Annotated in this window: 15 protein-coding genes; 4 read left to right on the forward strand and 11 right to left on the reverse strand. The window is 65.0% G+C overall.

Annotation, left to right across the window (positions count from 1 at the left end; all coding sequences use genetic code 11):
* Positions 1 to 4 precede the first annotated feature (4 nt).
* From B4393_RS06640 to B4393_RS06650, 3 genes are read left to right on the forward strand one after another with little or no spacing between them, the layout of a single operon-like run.
* Complete coding sequence (locus tag B4393_RS06640) at positions 5 to 1,333, forward strand: hypothetical protein (RefSeq protein ID WP_078333454.1); 1,329 nt, start codon at positions 5 to 7, stop codon at positions 1,331 to 1,333.
* An 8-nt stretch (positions 1,334 to 1,341) separates the two neighbouring features.
* The gene (locus tag B4393_RS06645) at positions 1,342 to 2,310 is read left to right on the forward strand and encodes a glutamate ABC transporter substrate-binding protein (protein WP_078333516.1); all 969 of its coding nucleotides are present in this window, start codon (positions 1,342 to 1,344) and stop codon (positions 2,308 to 2,310) included.
* Complete coding sequence (locus tag B4393_RS06650) at positions 2,310 to 4,601, forward strand: serine/threonine-protein kinase PknG (protein ID WP_078333455.1); 2,292 nt, start codon at positions 2,310 to 2,312, stop codon at positions 4,599 to 4,601. The genes B4393_RS06645 and B4393_RS06650 overlap by 1 nt, the downstream gene beginning before the upstream one ends.
* 17 nt (positions 4,602 to 4,618) lie before the next feature.
* On the opposite strand, the gene B4393_RS06655 is transcribed toward B4393_RS06650, so the two are convergent.
* From B4393_RS06655 to fgd, 5 genes are read right to left on the reverse strand one after another with little or no spacing between them, the layout of a single operon-like run.
* Entirely contained in the window at positions 4,619 to 5,737 is a 1,119-nt protein-coding gene (locus tag B4393_RS06655) for an acetate kinase (protein WP_078333456.1), read from the reverse strand.
* Positions 5,734 to 7,815 carry a phosphate acetyltransferase gene (gene pta / locus B4393_RS06660; protein ID WP_078333457.1) on the reverse strand — a complete coding sequence of 694 codons (2,082 nt, stop codon included), beginning with the start codon at positions 7,813 to 7,815 and terminating at the stop codon, positions 5,734 to 5,736. The genes B4393_RS06655 and pta overlap by 4 nt, the downstream gene beginning before the upstream one ends.
* Positions 7,812 to 10,805, reverse strand: coding sequence for an alpha-mannosidase (locus tag B4393_RS06665; protein ID WP_078333458.1), 2,994 nt, complete (start codon positions 10,803 to 10,805; stop codon positions 7,812 to 7,814). Before B4393_RS06665 ends, pta begins: the two co-directional genes overlap by 4 nt.
* Before the next feature lie 31 nt (positions 10,806 to 10,836).
* Positions 10,837 to 11,187 (reverse strand): nitroreductase/quinone reductase family protein, encoded by a 351-nt coding sequence (locus B4393_RS06670; protein ID WP_078333459.1) that lies wholly within the window; start codon positions 11,185 to 11,187, stop codon positions 10,837 to 10,839.
* Positions 11,188 to 11,247: 60 nt separating this feature from the next.
* Entirely contained in the window at positions 11,248 to 12,261 is a 1,014-nt protein-coding gene (gene fgd / locus B4393_RS06675; RefSeq protein ID WP_078333460.1) for a glucose-6-phosphate dehydrogenase (coenzyme-F420), read from the reverse strand.
* 102 nt (positions 12,262 to 12,363) lie between these two features.
* Here fgd and B4393_RS06680 point away from each other — a divergent pair, with 102 nt between their 5' ends.
* Complete coding sequence (locus tag B4393_RS06680) at positions 12,364 to 13,095, forward strand: MBL fold metallo-hydrolase (protein ID WP_078333461.1); 732 nt, start codon at positions 12,364 to 12,366, stop codon at positions 13,093 to 13,095.
* On the opposite strand, the gene B4393_RS06685 is transcribed toward B4393_RS06680, so the two are convergent.
* The 6 genes from B4393_RS06685 to B4393_RS06710 all read right to left on the reverse strand — a co-directional run bounded on the left by B4393_RS06685 (position 13,057) and on the right by B4393_RS06710 (position 18,180).
* Complete coding sequence (locus tag B4393_RS06685; RefSeq protein WP_413816134.1) at positions 13,057 to 14,433, reverse strand: NtaA/DmoA family FMN-dependent monooxygenase; 1,377 nt, start codon at positions 14,431 to 14,433, stop codon at positions 13,057 to 13,059. The two genes, B4393_RS06680 and B4393_RS06685, sit on opposite strands and share 39 nt — an antisense overlap.
* Positions 14,418 to 15,530: an LLM class flavin-dependent oxidoreductase gene (locus B4393_RS06690; RefSeq protein WP_078333462.1), complete on the reverse strand. Its 1,113-nt coding sequence runs from the start codon at positions 15,528 to 15,530 to the stop codon at positions 14,418 to 14,420. The genes B4393_RS06685 and B4393_RS06690 overlap by 16 nt, the downstream gene beginning before the upstream one ends.
* The gene (locus B4393_RS06695) at positions 15,527 to 16,567 is read right to left on the reverse strand and encodes an LLM class flavin-dependent oxidoreductase (RefSeq protein ID WP_078333518.1); all 1,041 of its coding nucleotides are present in this window, start codon (positions 16,565 to 16,567) and stop codon (positions 15,527 to 15,529) included. The genes B4393_RS06690 and B4393_RS06695 overlap by 4 nt, the downstream gene beginning before the upstream one ends.
* 89 nt (positions 16,568 to 16,656) lie before the next feature.
* Positions 16,657 to 16,851, reverse strand: coding sequence for a hypothetical protein (locus B4393_RS06700; RefSeq protein WP_078333519.1), 195 nt, complete (start codon positions 16,849 to 16,851; stop codon positions 16,657 to 16,659).
* Between the two features lie 11 nt (positions 16,852 to 16,862).
* Positions 16,863 to 17,627: a DNA polymerase beta superfamily protein gene (locus B4393_RS06705; protein ID WP_078333463.1), complete on the reverse strand. Its 765-nt coding sequence runs from the start codon at positions 17,625 to 17,627 to the stop codon at positions 16,863 to 16,865.
* A gap of 58 nt (positions 17,628 to 17,685) precedes the next feature.
* Complete coding sequence (locus tag B4393_RS06710) at positions 17,686 to 18,180, reverse strand: GNAT family N-acetyltransferase (RefSeq protein ID WP_078333464.1); 495 nt, start codon at positions 18,178 to 18,180, stop codon at positions 17,686 to 17,688.

Raw genomic sequence — 18,180 nt, forward strand, 5'->3', positions numbered from 1 at the left:
AGAGGTGACTGTCGGGACGACGCGGTTAGCGCACCCGTCGACCGAGCCCGTCGGCGCGGCGACGCCGATCGTGCCAGCTCATCCGTGGTGGTGGTTCCTCAAGTCCACACCCGGCAAGATTCTGCTGCTCGGTATCGCCCTCGCCACCGCCGGCGTGCTGTCCGCGGTGGCGACTTCCGCGAGCGTGCAGGACCGGCAACAAGCCCTGAGCACGGTGCTCAACCACACCGAGCCGCTGGCCTACTCGGCCGGACAGCTGTACAGCACGCTGTCGGTTGCCGATGCCGCGGCGACCACCGCCTTCATTGCGGGTACCGAACCGCAAGGTGTGCGGGAACGATATGAGCAGGCAATCACCGACGCCTCGACCGCGCTTGTCGCGGCCTCCAGCGGGCTTACCGACAAACCGATGCAGGAACTGCTCAGCAGAATCAACGCCGAGCTGTCGGTCTATACCGGACTGATCGAAACCGCGCGCACCAACAACCGGGCGAGCAATCCCGTCGGCGCCTCATATCTGAGCGAGGCGTCGGCACTGATGCAGCGCACGATCCTCCCCGATGCGCAGCGCCTCTACGAGGAAACGTCGAATCGCGTCGACCAGGAGACCAGCGCGTCGACGCGGGTGCCGTTCCCGGTGATCCTCATCGTGCTGAGCACCATGATCGGCGGGGTCTTCGGCCATCGTTGGTTGTCCAAGAGGACGCGACGCATGATCAACCCCGGCATGCTGGCCGGTGGATTGGCCCTACTGCTTATGGTGGTTTGGGTGGGTATCGCACTTGCCGTCTCCGCCTCGCTGGGTACCGAGGCGCGCAATGGCGGTGCGCACTCGCTGAAAACCATCACCCAACTGGTCATCTCGGCCCAACAGGCCCGCGCCGACGAGACGCTCGCGCTCATCCGCCGCGGCGACGAGAGCGTCCGCAAGAAGTCGTACTACGACCGCATCGACGAGATGGAACGCAAGATAGGCGAATACCTGTCGAACCCTGATGCCATTGCCCGCGCGGACCTGGAACGGGCGCAACAGCTGCTCACCCGGTGGCGGCAGGCCGATGATCGGATCAACGCGTACATCGGTGTCGGCAACTACCAGGCCGCGACCCAGGTGGCCCTCGGTAGCAGCGAATCGGATTCCACGCCCGCCTTCGACAGCCTCGACGCGTCATTGCGCAACGCTGTCCAGGACAGCCGACGCCAGCTGCGGTCGGGGATACTCAATGCCGAGCGCGCATTGACGTTGTCACCCGCGGGTGCGCTGATCCTTTCGGTGGGTGGCGCGATATGCGTAGGGGTCGGCCTGTGGCCGCGACTGAGCGAGTACCGATGATGAGCGCGATGGCGCAGTGGGGCTACCGATGCGGAGCGCTGGCGCTCACCGTGGCGGTGCTGGCCGGATGTTCGACGCCCGAAAACTCCACGCCGCTGCCGCAGCTGACCGTGCCGCGGCCCACCCCCGCAGAAATGACCGAGCAGGAACCGAACCGCGCGCTCCTGGACAAGGTCGACACCTCGTGCGACCCGACGGCAAGCCTGCGCCCCACCAACGACCGGGCCGCCAACGACCAGGCGGTAGTGGCGATCCGCAAGCGTGGACGTCTGGTCGTCGGGCTGGACATCGGCAGCAACCTGTTCAGCTTCCGCGACCCGATCACCGGCGAGCTGACCGGGTTCGACGTCGACATCGCCGGAGAGGTCTCCCGCGACATCTTCGGTACGCCCGAGCGGGTGGAATACCGGATTCTGTCCTCCGCGGATCGCATCGCCGCACTGAAGAACTCGACCGTCGACATCGTGGTGAAGACCATGACCATCACCTGCGAGCGTCGCAAAGAGGTCAACTTCTCGTCCGTCTATCTGATGAACTACCAACGGATATTGACGGCCCGCGACTCGGGTATCACCAATGCGCAGGATCTCTCCGGTAGGCGCGTGTGCGCCGCACGGGGTACCACCTCACTGAACCGGCTCTCACAGATTGAACCGCCCCCGGTCATCATCTCGGTGGTGACCTGGGCCGATTGTCTTGTGGCACTGCAGCAACGGCAGGTCGACGCGGTCAGTACGGATGATTCGATCCTCGCCGGCCTGATGTCCCAGGACCCCTATCTGCACATCATCGGGCCGAACATGAGCGATGAGCCCTACGGGATCGGCATCAAGTTGGAGAACACCGATCTGGTTCGATACGTCAATCGCACCCTGGAGCGCATCCGCCGCGACGGAACCTGGAATGCCTTGTATCGCAAGTGGTTGAGCGTGCTGGGGCCCGCGCCCGCACCTCCGAGCGCAAAGTACCGGGACTGATGAGCGAAGATCCCGACGACCTGGACGGCCCCGACGATCCGGCCGACGACACACCCGCGGACGAGGGTCCGGGCACGCGGCCCGCAACCCTCGCCGACCTAGACGTCGACTCAGCCTCGACCATGCGGCCCGTGGCGACCCGGGCTGTGTTCCGTCCCCCGGACGCCACACAGCCCGCCACACAGCCCACCACCCAACCCGAGGTTCGGGCCACCACCACTCGGGTACGGCTCTCCCCCACCAGGCGTCTGGGCGGCGGACTGGTGGAAATCCCACGCGTCCCGGAAATCGACCCGCTGGCAGCCCTGATGACCAATCCAGTCGTCGAGGAGTCCAAGCGGTTCTGCTGGAACTGCGGCAAGCCGGTCGGGCGCTCCGGCCAGAAACCGGGGGACGGTCCCGGCTGCAGCGAGGGCACCTGCCCCTCCTGCGGTTCAAGCTTCTCCTTTCTGCCGCAACTCAACCCGGGCGACGTCATCGCCGGGCAGTACGCCATCAAGGGCTGCATCGCGCACGGCGGCTTGGGGTGGATCTACCTGGCGGTGGATCGCAATGTCAACGATCGCCCGGTGGTACTTAAGGGCTTGGTGCACTCCGGCGACGCCGAGGCACAGAACATCGCGATGGCCGAGCGGCGATTCCTCGCCGAGGTGGCCCATCCCTCGATCGTGAAGATCTTCAATTTCGTCGAGCACCCGGATCAGCACGGGAACCCGGTCGGGTACATCGTGATGGAGTACGTCGGCGGCACCTCGCTCAAGCAACCCAAGGGCAGCGCGCTTCCCGTCGCCCAGGCCATCGCCTACATGCTGGAAATCCTTCCCGCACTGGGCTTTCTGCATTCCGTCGGGCTCACTTACAACGACCTCAAGCCCGAGAACATCATGATCACCGAGGAGCAGCTCAAGCTCATCGACCTGGGGGCGGTGGCCTCGCTCAACGCCTACGGGAACCTGTACGGCACACCCGGCTACCAGGCGCCCGAGATCTCCAAGACCGGCCCGACCGTGGCCTCGGACATCTACACGGTGGGACGGACCCTTGCCGTGCTGACCCTGAGAATGCCAACCCGCAAGGGCCGGTACAAGAATGGGCTGCCGAACGAAGACCCGGTACTGGCCAAGTACGACTCGTTCCACCGGTTCCTGCGCCGCGCGATCGATCCCGATCCCAGCGCACGGTTCGGCAGTGCCGAAGAGATGGCCACACAGCTCGTGGGTGTGCTGCGCGAGGTGGTGGCACTGGACACGGGCACTCCCCGACCGGGTATGTCCACGCTGTTCAGCCCGTCGCGGTCGACATTCGGGGTTGATCTGCTGGTGGCGCACACCGACGTGTACGTCGACGGGCTTGCCCATCCGCCCAGCCTGACGGCCCCGGATATCGTGACGGCCCTTCAGGTTCCGCTTCTGGACCCCACCGATGTGGGTGCCGCGATTCTGCAGGCGACCGTGCTGAGCCAGCCGATACAGACCCTGGAATCGTTGAAGGGGGCACGCCTGGGCCGAATCGACGCCGACGGCGTGGATCTCACCGAGTCGATAGAACTACCGCTGATGGAGGCCCGCGCACTCCTGGATCTGGGTGATGTCGCGAAGGCCAACAGCAAGCTCGACCAGCTCGAAGACCGAGTCGGCACACCGTGGCGGCTCACCTGGTATCGCGGCATGGCCGCGCTCCTCAACGGCGACTACGACCAAGCCACAAAGCATTTCACCGCCGTCCTGGACTTCCTGCCCGGCGAGATCGCGCCAAAGATGGCCCTGGCCGCGACCGCTGAACTGGCCGGAGATGAGAAGAACCTCGACTTGTATCGCACCGTATGGTCCACCGACAACAGCGTCATCTCGGCGGGTTACGGGCTGGCCCGCACCCTGGCCGCACGCGGGGAACGGGCAGAGGCCGTGCGCATGCTCGACAACGTGCCGCCAACCTCGCGCCATTTCACCACCGCGCGTCTCACCAGCGCGGTTACCCTGCTGTCCGGCCGCACGCTCTCCGAGGTCACCGAGGACGACATCCGCGAGGCCGCGCGCAGGGTCGAGGCGCTACCCGAGACAGAGCCGCGCGTGTTGCAGATAAGGGCGCTGGTGCTGGGCACGGCGCTGGACTGGATCAAGACCAATCATTCGACCGGGCACCACATCCTGGGCGTCCCGTTCACCAAACGCGGCCTGCGCCAAGGGGTTGAGCGGTGCCTACGGGCGCTGGCCCGCCGGGCCACCGAGCGCACCCACCGCTATGCGCTGGTCGATCTGGCCAACGCGACGCGGCCGACCTCACTGCTCTAGTTCGGTCGCGGGTCAAGTCAGACGGCGCCCACTGCCGCCCTGGCGATGGCCAGCTCCTCATTGGTCGGCACCACCAGCACGGTCACCCGGGAGGTGTCGGTGGAAATACGGCGGATCTCACCGGAGCGCACCTGGTTTCGTTCCGCGTCGATCTCGATGCCAAGCACTTCCAGCCCCGCCATGGCATCGGCCCGCAACACGGCGTCGTTCTCTCCCGCACCGGCGGTGAACGAGATGACGTCGGCTCCACCCAATGTCGCGACGTACGCGCCGATGTACTTGCGCAGCCGGTGCACGTACACGTTGTAGGCGAGCTGCGCCGCGGCATCTCCCTCATCGATCAGGCGATGCACCTCACGGAAATCGTTGGCACCGCACAATCCGAGCATCCCCGACCGCCGGTTGAACACCGTGTCGATCTCATCGATGCTCATGCCGTGACGCGCCAGGTGGAACACGATCCCGGCGTCGATGTCACCGGTCCGGGTGCCCATCACCAGACCTTCCAGCGGCGTGAGGCCCATCGACGTCTCCACCGCCCGGCCGTGCAGAATCGCCGACGCCGACGCACCGTTGCCCAGATGCAACACGATCTGGTTGATATCGGCGTACCCGCGCCGGAGAAAGCCGGCGGCTTGCTGCGACACGTACTGGTGTGAGGTGCCGTGAAAGCCGTAGCGCCGGATGCCATAGCGCTCGGCGACATCGCGATCGAGCGCGTAGATGGCCGCCGCCGGCGGCAGGCTGTAGAAGAACGCTGTGTCGAACACCGCCACCTGCGGCACATCGGGCAGCAGGCGCCGCGCGACCTCGATACCCTGCACGCCCGCCGGGTTGTGCAACGGCGCCAGTGAGGACAGCTCGGCGATCTGGGCGACCACCGCGTCGTCGAGCACCGTCGGCTCGTGGAACTTCTGCCCGCCGTGCACCACACGATGGCCGACCACCACCACGTCATCGGTGTCGATGGAGTCGAAGACCAGCCGCAGTGCCTCGTCGTGGTTGCGGACCGGCTCTTCACCGATGCGCTCCACCAGTCCGTGGGCATCCACCCGGCCCGAATCCGGTTCGATGAGCTGATACTTCACCGAGGACGAGCCGCAGTTGAGGACCAGAACCGACCCTTCGGCGCTCACGCTTGTGCCCTTTCTTGTGCCTGAATCGCCGTGATGGCCACGGTATTCACGATGTCTTCCACCAACGCACCACGGGAGAGGTCGTTGATGGGTTTGCGCAGCCCCTGCAGAACGGGCCCGATGGCGATGGCACCCGCGCTGCGTTGCACTGCCTTGTAGGTGTTGTTCCCGGTATTGAGATCGGGGAAGATCAGCACCGTCGCGCGGCCCGCAACGGGGGAATCGGGCATCTTGGTGGCCGCCACCGACGGCTCGACTGCCGCGTCGTATTGGATGGGACCCTCCACCAACAGCTCGGGCTGCCGCGAACGAACCAATTCCGTTGCGATGCGCACCTTTTCCACATCCGCGCCGCTACCCGAGGACCCGGTGGAGTAGGACAGCATCGCCACTCGCGGGTCGATGCCGAACTGCGCGGCGGTCCGCGCCGAGGAAATCGCGATATCGGCCAGCTGCTCCGAGGTCGGATCGGGCACGATGGCGCAGTCCCCATAGGCCAGCACTCGGTCGGCCAAACACATCAGGAAGATGCTGGAGACCGTCGAAACATCGGGATTGGTCTTGATGATCTCGAAGGCCGGGCGCACGGTGTGCGCGGTGGTGTGCGCCGCACCCGAGACCATGCCGTCGACGATGTCGTTGTACACCAGCATGGTGCCGAAATACGAGACGTTGCGCATGATCTCGCGGGCCCGATCCGGCGTCATGCCCTTGTGTTTGCGCAGCTCGAAGTACTGACTCGCGAACTGCTCGGCGAGCTCGCTGGTCTTCGGGCTGACCACGAGCGCATTCGAGATATCGACACCGAGCTCGGCAGCACGGGAACGAATCTCGGCTTCCTCGCCCAGAATCGTCAGGTCGGCTACCTGACGTTGCAGCAGTCGGCCGGCAGCCTTGAGGATCCTGTCGTCGTCGCCCTCCGGCAGCACGATGCGCTTGCGGTTGTCCCGCGCACGGTCCAGCAGCTGATACTCGAACATCTGCGGCGTGGTGACCGATGGTATCGGGATAGCAAGCTGTGCAACGAGATCCGCGCCATCCACATACCTGTCCATCAGCGCCAGGGCGGTGTCGATCTTGCGGGCAGAGGCCACCGTGACGCGGCCGCGCGCATGGGCCGCGGCGCTCGCGGTCTCGAACGTGCCCGAGTCGGTCGCGATGATCGGCAGCCGCAGGCCGAGCCCGTCCACCAGGTCGGCGATCCGTGGATGCAACTTGAGCCCGCCGTTCAGAATAATGGCGGACAGTGACGGAAACCCTTCCGCCACATGTGCACTCGCCACCGCGAGCAGCACGTCGGAGCGATCCGCGGGGAAGATGACGGCCTGCCCCTCCTCGAGGCGCTCGAGGCAGTGTTCGGCCGTCATGCCCGCCACCATGAAGCTGGTGGCCTCGCGCGACAGCAGCGCCTCATCCCCACTGACCAGGGATCCCTTGACCGCCCTCATGAGTTCTTCGCCCGACGGCGAGACCAACAGTGGCACCTCCGGCAGTACCCAGGCCGGCTTGTCGAATCGCGACAACGCGCGGCGCACCTCGTCCAGCTGGTCGGGGTTACATCGATTGGCGACAATCGCCGCGGTGTGCGCGCGCTGCGCCTTGAGCTCGCCGAGGCAGACCTCGGCCAGCGCTGCCACTTCCTCGGGGGTCCGATCGAATCCCTTGATGGTCAACAAGACCGGGGCGCCGAGGTTGACCGCGATGCGGGCATTGGTGCTCAACTCACTGGGACTGGCAACGTCGGTGTAATCGCTGCCGACGATCACCACGGCATCGCAGCGCTCCGCAACCGCGTGGTATCTGTCGACGATTTGGGCTATCGCCGCGTCCGGGTCCTGATGCACATCGTGGTATGAGACGCCGAGACAGTCCTCGTACGCGATGTCGGCAGTACTCTGCTCCAGCAGCAGTTCCAGGATGTAGTCCACGCTTTCCCCGGAGCGCGCAATGGGGCGGAACACGCCCACGCGTGCCACCGACGCGGCCAGCCGATGCATCACACCCAGTGCGACCGTGGACTTTCCGGTATCGCCTTCGGGCGAGGCAATGTAGATACTCGATGCCTTGGGCTGGGTCATGCGCGCCTTTCTACGCCGGGGAAACGCAGCGTGAGGATCTTGAACGGTCGTAGTGCCAGGTGAATCTCGTCGCCGTCGAACCTAACAGTGTCCGACGCATCGATCGGCCGCTCCAGCAGGTCGGTGACGATGGCCTGCCGGTGACTGAAGTTGGTAAGTAGGGTGGCCTCTGCCCGCCCACCATGCGACTCATAAAGCCGCACAACGACATCACCCGAGCCGTCCAGCGCCAGCTTCACCGATTCCACCACGACCGCCGGGTTGTCCAGGCTGACAAGTGGTTCGATGCTCGTCGCGGCGCCGTCAACGATTCGCGGGGCGAGGTTGCGTCGGTACCCCTCCTCGACGGCGTCTCCGATGGTCGCGCCGGGCCGCACGGAGAACTTCAGTCGGTGATGCCCCTGGTCGCAATCGGGATCCGGGAACAGCGGTGCCCGCAACAAGGACATCCGCACCACAGTGGTGGACCCGCGCCGGCTGATGTCGTGCCCATAGGTCGAATCGTTGGCCACCGCCACGCCATACCCGGAATCGCCCACATGCACCCAGCGGTGCGCGCAGATCTCGAATTTGGCTTCATCCCACGAGGTGTTGGCGTGCGTGGGCCTATACACGTGACCGAACTGGGTTTCCGATGCCGATCGGTCGGCCAACACGTCGAACGGGAACGCCAGTTTGAGCAGCTTCTCGGATTCATGCCAATCGATATCGATATCGATGTCCAACACCGACGCCCCTTGCAGCAACGTGATCCGTTGTACAACACGCGAATTCCCGAAAACTCGTTCGATGACCAGCGTGTCGTCCACAACGGCGACCGACTCCGCCGAAGTCAGATTGGTGACGGTGTTGCGGTAGAAACCGTCAATATCCCAGGCGTCCCATTGGTTCGGTGTATCGCGGTGCAATTGCAGCAGGTTTCCGGGCGCCGCCATGGCCTCGCGCCCGCTGGCGGCGTCGACGAGTGAGACCAACAGGCCATCGGTATCGAAGGCGACAGCGAGGACCCCGTTGTCCAGCCGGAATCCTCCCTGAATCGTTGTGGGAGTGACCGGTTGCGGCTGATCCGCGACGGCCGCACCCAGCGCGGGCACCCCATCGCGATGGTGCGGCGTGGCGTTGAAGACCAGCCGCCGGTCGCCCGTCCCCGCCAGAGCGCCGATCGCGGACCCGATGATGGTCTCGAGCCTCTTCGCGATCGCCGCATAGTTGCGTTCAGCATCCCTGTGCACCCAGGCGATGGAGCTGCCGGGCAGGATGTCGTGGAACTGCTGCAGTAGTACCAACTTCCAGATCTCGTCGAGCTCTGTGTACGGGTACTGCCAACCTGCGCGCACCGCGGCGGTCGCAGCCCACAGCTCGGCCTCACGCAGCAGATGCTCGCTGCGGCGGTTGCCCTGTTTCGTGTTCGCTTGTGAGGTGTAGGTGCCGCGGTGCAGCTCGAGGTAGAGCTCGCCGGACCAGCGCGGCGGATTGACGTATTCGGCCTGGGCGGCCGCGAAGAACTCTGCCGGGGTGCCCAGGGTGACCGTCGGCGATCCTTCCAGGGAACGCTTTCGTGTGGCGTAGGCCAGCATTTCGCGAGTGGGGCCACCGCCGCCATCTCCATAACCGAAGGGCACCAGCGACATGGTGCCCGCGCCGGAATCACGATAATTGCGCTGGGCGTGGGCAAGATCGCCGCCGCCCAGGTCAGAGTTGTAGGTGTCCACGGGCGGGAAGTGCGTGAATACCCCGGTACCGTCGATGCCCTCCCAGATGAAGGTGTGATGCGGCATCCGGTTCACGGAGTTCCACGAAATCTTTTGTGTCAAAAAGTATTCCGATCCGGACGCGGTGACGATCTGAGGCATGGCCGCGGAGTAGCCGAACGAATCGGGTAACCACACCTCCGGCGTGTCGATTCCGAACTCGTCCAGAAAGAACTGCTTACCCGCCACAAACTGGCGGGCCATCGCCTCCGCGCCGGGCATGTTGGTATCGGCCTCGACCCACATGCCGCCCACTGGAATGAACTGTCCCGCAGCGACCTTCTCCTTGATGCGGGCGAACAGGCTCGGATATTTGTCTTTGATCCACGCGTACTGCTGCGCCGAGGAACAGGCGAACCGAAAGTCCGGGTGCCGATCCATCAGGTCGACCATGTTGGAGAAGGTTCGCGCGCACTTGCGGACCGTCTCACGCACGGGCCACAACCAGGCCGAGTCGATGTGTGCGTGCCCCACCGCGGTGATCCGATGGGCACTGGCATAGGCGGGTCGTGCCAGGACCTCGGCCAGCTGGGCACGCCCGGCCGCCGCAGTACCGGCGAGGTCGTCCGGGTCCACGGTGTCCAACATGCGTTCCAGGGCGCGCAGGATCTCGTGACGCCGGGGCAGATCCTCGGGAAGGGTATGCATCAGCCCGTCCAGGGTGGCGATGTCCTGTTGCAGCCCCCACAGATTCAGGTCACGCAACGCGAGGTCGACACCGCCGAGCCGGTACAGCGCATCGTCACCGCTGGTGGCCTTGTCTCCCAAGGGCATCGGTGACCAGAAGTACTTACCGATATCCGGGTTGGCGGCGGCCTCGATGTAGAAGTCCACCGGTGCATCCGGGTCGTCGATGGGCACGAAGGCGTTACGCGGCGCGATACCCTTCACCACGGTGCCGTCCGGGCGGTACACCAGACCTTCGGCGTTGAAACCCGGTCCGCCGGTGAAACCGAGTTCCACCCGCATCTCGGCGGCGCCGTCGGGGCGAGCGCGCCACTGCTGCGGAACGTTTCCCGTCACGTGCAGCCACATGGTCGACCACGGCGGCCCCCATGGTGTCCCGGGGGTGATCGCACTGAAGTCTTGTGCCACCGCCTCGGCGAATGGCACCGGTTCCCCGGGCACGGCCCAGGCGGTCACTGTCAGCGGCGCCGAGTCCACGTAGATGGCACCGTTCAGCCGCTTGTCGACGAAGCGCCGAATGCGATCCTCTACGATTCGCCGGTCGTCATGCATGACCTGACCCTATCGACTTCCCAACTTCGCTCTAGAGGGTCTCGCCAAGACGGACCGACACCGTCACGCGGCCGTTGTCGTCTTTTCTCGCGATTCCGTAACCGGGCACGTCAACCCCGTTGAGTCGAAGCTGCAGCGGTCTGCCCTCGCCGACGAAGTTGCGCCACCACGTCTTGGATTCGGGAATGCCGACCCAGATGACGATGTCGTCGCCCGAACGCCAGTAGTTGACCGGAGTGCTGAAGATCTGCCCCGACCGGCGACCCGTGTAGGTGACGACGGTGAAGTATCGGCCCGCCAGACTGCGTAATCCAGGCACGTTCAGCGCCATCACCGGCACGGTATTGACCGCGTCGACAAAACGTCGAAGTAATGAACTCATCTGTGCCTAACGGTCTTCACGCAAGCGCTCATCTGTGCCTAACGGTCTTCACGCAAGCGCTCATCCCAGCTTGCGCAGGCGTGGCTCGAGATCGTTCTTGAAAAGCTCCAGGAACCGCTTCTGGTCATGGCCGGGCGAGTGGAACACCAGATGGTTCAGGCCCCAGCCCACATAGTCGGCGACCTTCTCGACGGCCTCGTCCGGGTCGGAGGCGACGATCCAGCGCTTGGCGACCTGTTCGATGGGCAGCTCGTCGGCGGCGCGCTCCATCTCGATGGGGTCGTGGATGCTGTGCTTCTGCTCGGGGGTAAGCGACAGCGGCGCCCAGAAGCGGGTGTTCTCCAGCGCCTTCTCCGGATCCGGGTCGTAGGAGATCTTGATCTCGATCATCCGGTCGATGTCGTCGAAAGATCTGGACGCCACCTCTGCGCCTTCACGGACGGCGGGGATGAGCTTGTCCTTGTACAGCTCCTCGCCCTTACCGGAGGTGCAGATGAATCCATCGCCGGCACGCCCGGCGTACTTGGCGACGACGGCGCCGCCCGCGGCGATGTAGACGGGGATGCCGCCCTCGGGCACGTCGTAGATGGCGGCACCTTGGGTGCGGTAGTACTCGCCCTCGAAGTCGACACGTTCACCGGTCCACAGCTCACGCATCAGCCGGACCGACTCGCGCAGCCGTGCGAAGCGCTCCTTGAACTCCGGCCATTCGCCGATGAACCCGGTGGCGATCTCGTTGAGCGCCTCGCCGGTGCCGACACCCAGGAAGATGCGGCCGGGGTACAGACAGCCCATGGTGGCGAAGGCCTGGGCGGTGACCGCCGGGTTGTAGCGGAAGGTCGGGGTCAACACCGAGGTGCCGAGCTGCAGGCGCTGGGTGCGCTCACCCACGGCGGTCATCCAGGCCAGCGAGAACGGGGCGTGGCCGCCGTTGTACCGCCAGGGCTGGAAGTGATCGCTCACGGTGGCGCTGTCGAAACCATGTGACTCGGTGGCGACCGCCAACTCGACGAGTTCGCGCGGCGCGAACTGCTCCGCCGATGCCTTGTATCCCAGCTTCAGTTCTCGTGCCATCCGCGCGCTCCTCGCATCAACAGGCTTTTACCGCTCGTCACGCGAGCGGCTCATCGTGAGTTCTTCAACCACCCTAACCAAGGACTCATTACTCTCTATTTCATGGTCGAGATCACCCAGGTCAGCGACGCAGTACACGTGGTCAACGGAGAAGCCGTCAATTGGGTGATCGCCTCGGATGACTCAGGCATCACGCTCTTCGACTCCGGCTATCCGGGCGATCGTGAAGACGTACTGAAATCCATTGCGGCACTGGGACACAAGCCGCAGGATGTGCGGGCCGTGGTGCTCACGCACGGGCACATCGATCACATGGGAACCGCGATTTGGTGGGCCGCCGATCAGGGAGTCCCGATCTATGCCCACACCGCCGAGCTGGGCAATGTGCGCCGTGACTACGTGGACCAGGCCGAACCGTTCAAGGTGGTGCTGAACTTATGGCGACCGGGTTGGCTGCCCTGGGTCATCCACGCGATGCGCCTCGGGGTCGGGGTGCGTGACGGCATTCCGACGGCGGCCCCGCTCGGTCCAGAACTCGCGGACCTGCCGGGTGCGCCCGTCCCCATCCCCACCCCCGGTCACAGCAGTGGCCACTGCTCGTTCCTGGTCGCCGGACACGTGCTGGTGGTGGGTGATGCCATCATCACCGGGCACCCAATCGCCACGCGGTCCGGGCCGCAGCTGCTCCCCACCCCGTTCACCCGAGACATGGACCAGGCACGCCGCAGCGCCGAGGCCCTCGCGGATGTCGACGCCGATGTGCTGGCCCCCGGTCACGGCCCGGCGTGGATCGGGTCACTGCGCGACGCGGTCCGCATCGCCCTGAGCGAGTGAGTTGATGGGGTCAAGCCCCAGGTGTTCGCGCAACGTCTCGTGCTCGTAGCCGGTGCGGAAGGCACCGCGTTCCTGCAACAGCGGCACCACGGTGTCCACGAAGTCGTCGAGACCAGCCGGGGTCAGATGCGGGACCAGGATGAAACCGTCGCAGGCATCGGCCTGGATATAGCGATCCACTTCGGCGGCCACATGTGACGGGGTGCCGATGAACTGTTGACGCGACGTGACTTCCTTGATCAGCTCACGGATCGACAGCTTCTTGGCCTCGGCGATTCCCCGATACTTCGCCGCGATCTCGCGAGGATCGCCGTGGCGGGCTTTGCCCCGGGTGATCGAGGCATCGCCGGTGGGCTCGACATCCGGCAGCGGCCCGTCCGGGTCGTATTCGGAAAGGTCACGGCCCCATACCTGTTCGAGATAGGCGATGGCGGTCTGCGGCCCCACCTGCTGATCCCGGATGTACGCCGCCTTCTCGATCGCATCTTCTTCGGTGTCACCGAGGACGAAGGTGACACCGGGAAAGACCTTGAGCTGATCCGGGTTTCGGCCGTGCGCCGCGGCGCGGGCCTTGACGTCGGCGTAGTACTTCTGCCCCGCCGGAATCGAGGAATGGATGGTGAACAAGGCATCGGCATGTTTGGCGCCGAAGTCGCGCCCATCCGCGGAATCCCCGGCCTGCAGCAGCACCGGGTGGCGTTGGGGCGAAGCCGGAGCGGTCGCGACACCACGGACGGCGAACTGCGGGCCTCGGTGATTGACGGGACGCGGCTCACCGCCCTCGTCCCAGCTGTCCCACAACTTGCGTGCCACGGTGATGAACTCCTCGGCACGGTGATACCGGTCGGCGTAATCGAGGTACCCACCGCGCCGGAAATTCTCACCGGTGAACGCGTCGGAGGAGGTGACCATGTTCCAGCCGGCCCGTCCGTCCGTCAGATGGTCCAGGCTGGCGAATTGCCGTGCGACGTTGAAGGGTTCGTTGAAAGTGGTGTTGATGGTGCCCACCAGCCCCAGCCGTTCGGTGACGGCGCCGAGCGCCGCCAGCACCGTGAAGGTATCGGGCCTTCCGACGACGTCGAGGTCGTAGATCCGGTCACGGTGCTCGCGAAGACGCAGCCCCTCGGCAAGGAAGAAGAAGTCGAACAGCCCGCGCTCGGCAGTCCGCGCCAGGTGCACAAAGGATTCGAAGTCGATCTGGCTGCCCGACGCCGGATCGGACCACACGGTGGTGTTGTTGACTCCCGGAAAGTGGGCCGCAAGGTGAATGGGTTTGCGGTCCTTACCTTCTCGTACCTGAATCGTCTCCGCTCGGGCGGTCATCAGATCAGCCCCCATTCCTTGGCGATGAGTTCATAGGATCTGCGCCGATCCTCGTGCCGGTGGGTGATGGAGGTGATGACGAGCTCGTCGGCGCCGGTGACCCGGGCCAGGGTGTCCAGCCGCTCGGCGACCTGACCGGCATCACCGACGAACTGGGTGGTGACCCTGTCCTCCGACAGGAGGCGCTCTTCCTCGGTAAGCGGTTGCGCCTCATCGGGATTGGGGTACGGGATGGCGCCATGTCCGGATCGAATCGAATGCACCCAGCGGCCAAAGGTGCTGGTGAGGTGACGAGCGGTGGGCTCGTCGTCGGCGGCCACCGCATCCGCGGAGACAATGACGTACGGCTCGGCCAGCGCCTTCGAGGGCCGGAACGCGTCGCGGTAGGCCTCGACCGCCTCCAGGGTGGACCAGGGCGTGACATGGTAATTCGCCACGAACGGCAGACCGCGTCGCGCGGCGACCTGAGCAGACTCGCCCTTACTGGACCCGAAGAGCCATAGCGGCAGGTCGGCCCCCTCGCCCGGTCGGATATGCAGCGCAACACCTTCCTGGCTGACGTAGCTGCCGTCGAGGAATGCCTGAATGTCGGCCACCTGCCGATCGAAATCCGCGACCTGTGCGCCGGGCTGCTGCAGGGTGGTGGCGGTGGCCCGTAGTTTCGGATTGTCCTTGATGCCGAATTCGGTGGGCGCCTTCGGGATGAACAGACCGTCGACCTCGTGCGCCGGCGCGGGTTCGGGCTTCTGCTCGTTTCCGGCCAGCCGATCCCTGATGCGATGTCCGGTACGCCCGAGCCCGAGGTCGATGCGGCCCGGGTACAGCGCATCGAGAATGCCGAAGCTTTCCACGACCGCGGCGGGCGTGGTGGAGGCGATCTGAACGGCTCCGGCACCTACCCGGATCTGCTGGGTGGCGGCGGCGATATGCGCGATGACCAGCGCGGGAACAGTGCTCGCCACCGCGACGAAATGGTGTTCGGCGAGCCAGTAGCGACGGTATCCCCATTGTTCTGCATGCTGGGCCAGATCGATCGAATGACGCAATGCCGTAGCGGCATCCGATCCTTCGCTGACCGGGGACAGGTCGAGAACAGAGAGCGGGACGTTCATGCCGACTTCCTTGCATAGCGGTTGGTGGCGGTGGGCAGACCGAGCCGTTCGCGCAGCGTTCCGTTGTCATACTCGGCGCGGAACCCGTGGTGGGCCTGAAGAAGGGGCACTAGTTCGTCAACTATGACCGGGATGTCGAGCGCGTTGACGGCGGGCCGCAACCGCACGCCGTCAATGCCCCACTCGTGCCATTGGGCGACCAGGTCTGCCAGTTCCGGTGCCTGACCCGTGAATATCGCCGCATCCGAGTGGAATTCATCCTCGCGGCCAAACGAGACCACGAGATCGGCCAGCACCTTGATGACCCGGTGGCCTGCCGTATTGTGCAGACGGGCCGGAATCTCGGCGGCCGAGGCCCCGTCGTGTGGAGTGACGAAGATGAGGTCGGCGTTCTTCGCAGCGAAAGCCTGCCCTGGTCGGCTCCGGGCGAGCGCGGCGACCACCGATTGCCCCTGTGGTGACCTGGGGGTAATGGACGGGCCCTTGACCGAGAAGAACCGCCCCTCGAAATCGATGTAGTGCAGTTTGTCCCTGTCGATGAACCGCCCCGTCGCCACATCGCGGATCTCCGCGTCGTCCTCCCAGCTGTCCCACAACCGCCGGACCACCTCCACGGAGTCGGCGGCCTCCTCCAGCAGATCTGGCAGCGGAAGAACCTTGGTGCGACCGAACGCGTCGGCCTCGTCCTCGGTGTCGGCGATGGTCACCTGCCAGCCGGCGCGGCCACCGGAGACGATATCCAGGGTCGCTATCGACTTGGAGATGTGAAACGGCTCGTTATGGGTGGCCGGCGCGGTGGCGATGAGCCCGATATGACTCGTCACCGGGGCGACGCGCGCGGCGGTCAGTGTCGCGTCGAGGCGGCCGCCGGGAGTGCGGCCGAACGAGTCCTCGAACGTCACGAAATCCAGCAGCCCTTGCTCGGCAAGCTGGACCTGCTGGGCCCAGTACTTGCCCGTCAAGGGGCTGCCGGCATGCTCATCCGCGTCCGGATGCCAGCCGTGTCCGTCCAGGGCCAGGCCAAGCAGTGTCGTCACGACCGGTTCAACGGCTACGACCGGCACAATGACGGCGTTAACCTCAGCCTGAGGAAAAGGGACCCAGCGCTGTCTGCTTCGCAGTGGCCCTACTCGCCGAATTCCTCCTCGGCGCGGGGCCGATAGTAGCTCCACGGCTGAAATCGTTCCGGACGCTGCGAAACCATCTCCGATAACAGGTCCAGCTGGTAACGCGCCTTGTCCGCATGCGGATCATTGTCGATCGCGTCCAGTGTCACCTTGATATCGGCGATCGCCTTGCGAATCTGCCTGGGCAGCTTCATATCCGGATCCACTATGCCTCCCAATGGCGCTGGTATATCTCGACCAGCCAGTTGTCGATGATCATCCGATCCGGCTGCTCGGGCAGATCCGCGGTCGCCGTCAGAGACTCCAAACGTGCCGTCACCTCGTCGAGCCAACCCAGCACATCGGGCAGCGTGTACTTACCCTGACGCACGTCAACCAACTGGCTCCGGTACGGCTGTGGCATGGGCAGAGTGATCCTGCCGCGCTCCATCAGCTCAATTCCCTGAATGCCGAGACGTAAGGCGTGATAAGCGAATTTGGTGTCGAACCCGTACCGCTCGATCAACTCGGGCCGATTGGTGCGACGCGAGAGGTCACCAGTCAGCCGCCTACGTTGGGAGTTCAGGTAGCCCAGAAACTTGCGGCCCGCCACGCGCGACAGGAACCGTTCGGGGTGCCGTTGCACGTCGTGTCCCACGTCGGTGCTGACCGTGAGCTCCTGATCGGGGATGAATAGCAGCAGCAGCACGGTCGGGTTGCCCGCGGCCGCGAGCCTCGCCCACTTGCGCAGTGAGTACACGACCAGGTCCAGGTCACCCGGTCCTGATCTGACACCCTCGGGTTGCGTCCGGAAGATGTACTGCTCGAATCGACGCAGACCGATCACGCATTCCGGGGGTTCGATGCACACGCCCATCTCGTCGCGATCATCGTCGCCCGCGGTGACGCCGTGTAGCCCAGAGCCCACCTGTCCGCGCAGGACGGTGTTCCCTTCGGCAATCAGACGGTGCGCATCACTGGAGTGCAACATGCAGCAGATTTCATCAGGAACGCCCTCACGTGGGCAACCGAAATTCGTTCCTGCCGAGTTAGGCCTCGAGGTCCTTCTCGAACGGGTGGATACCGACCTCGTCCGCGGACAGATTCTCGTCGTAGAGCGCGCGATACCCCGCCGAGAGATACAGCGCCTTCGCTTCGGGCTGGCGCGGCCCGGTCGTGAGGTAGATGCGCCGGTACCCACGGTTGCGGATCTCCAGTTCCAGCGCGGCCAGGGTGCGCCCGGCCAATCCCTGACGACGGTGGGCGCTGGAGGTCCAGATCCGTTTGAGCTCGGCGGTATCCGCGTCGTAGCGCTGAAAAGCACCGCCGGTCACGGCGGCGCCACCCTGTAGTCCGATCAACAGCCCGCCATCGGGAGCGGCGAAGTGGACTGCCGGATAGTTGACCAGGAGATCGTGATGCTCATCGAGGGTCCCGCCGTATCGCGTGCTGTACTCGAGCGCCAGCTCGGCCAGCAGCGGGGCCGCCAACGGATCCTGCTGCTGGACCGTCACGAACTGCAGCAGATCCTCACACGCCGTCAT

Source organism: Mycobacteroides franklinii (genome assembly GCF_002013895.1).
GTDB classification, from domain to species: domain Bacteria; phylum Actinomycetota; class Actinomycetes; order Mycobacteriales; family Mycobacteriaceae; genus Mycobacterium; species Mycobacterium franklinii.

What these genes read in the sequence shown, in the direction of transcription:
- B4393_RS06645 (WP_078333516.1), top strand. Translation starts at nt 1,342, where the DNA reads ATGGCGCAGTGGGGCTACCGATGCGGAGCGCTGGCGCTCACCGTGGCG.
- B4393_RS06685 (WP_413816134.1), bottom strand. Translation starts at nt 14,433, where the DNA reads ATGGGGGCTGATCTGATGACCGCCCGAGCGGAGACGATTCAGGTACGA.
- pta (WP_078333457.1), bottom strand. Translation starts at nt 7,815, where the DNA reads ATGACCCAGCCCAAGGCATCGAGTATCTACATTGCCTCGCCCGAAGGC.
- B4393_RS06700 (WP_078333519.1), bottom strand. Translation starts at nt 16,851, where the DNA reads ATGAAGCTGCCCAGGCAGATTCGCAAGGCGATCGCCGATATCAAGGTG.
- B4393_RS06690 (WP_078333462.1), bottom strand. Translation starts at nt 15,530, where the DNA reads ATGAACGTCCCGCTCTCTGTTCTCGACCTGTCCCCGGTCAGCGAAGGA.
- B4393_RS06650 (WP_078333455.1), top strand. Translation starts at nt 2,310, where the DNA reads ATGAGCGAAGATCCCGACGACCTGGACGGCCCCGACGATCCGGCCGAC.
- B4393_RS06710 (WP_078333464.1), bottom strand. Translation starts at nt 18,180, where the DNA reads ATGACGGCGTGTGAGGATCTGCTGCAGTTCGTGACGGTCCAGCAGCAG.
- B4393_RS06665 (WP_078333458.1), bottom strand. Translation starts at nt 10,805, where the DNA reads ATGCATGACGACCGGCGAATCGTAGAGGATCGCATTCGGCGCTTCGTC.
- B4393_RS06680 (WP_078333461.1), top strand. Translation starts at nt 12,364, where the DNA reads ATGGTCGAGATCACCCAGGTCAGCGACGCAGTACACGTGGTCAACGGA.
- B4393_RS06705 (WP_078333463.1), bottom strand. Translation starts at nt 17,627, where the DNA reads ATGTTGCACTCCAGTGATGCGCACCGTCTGATTGCCGAAGGGAACACC.
- fgd (WP_078333460.1), bottom strand. Translation starts at nt 12,261, where the DNA reads ATGGCACGAGAACTGAAGCTGGGATACAAGGCATCGGCGGAGCAGTTC.
- B4393_RS06670 (WP_078333459.1), bottom strand. Translation starts at nt 11,187, where the DNA reads ATGAGTTCATTACTTCGACGTTTTGTCGACGCGGTCAATACCGTGCCG.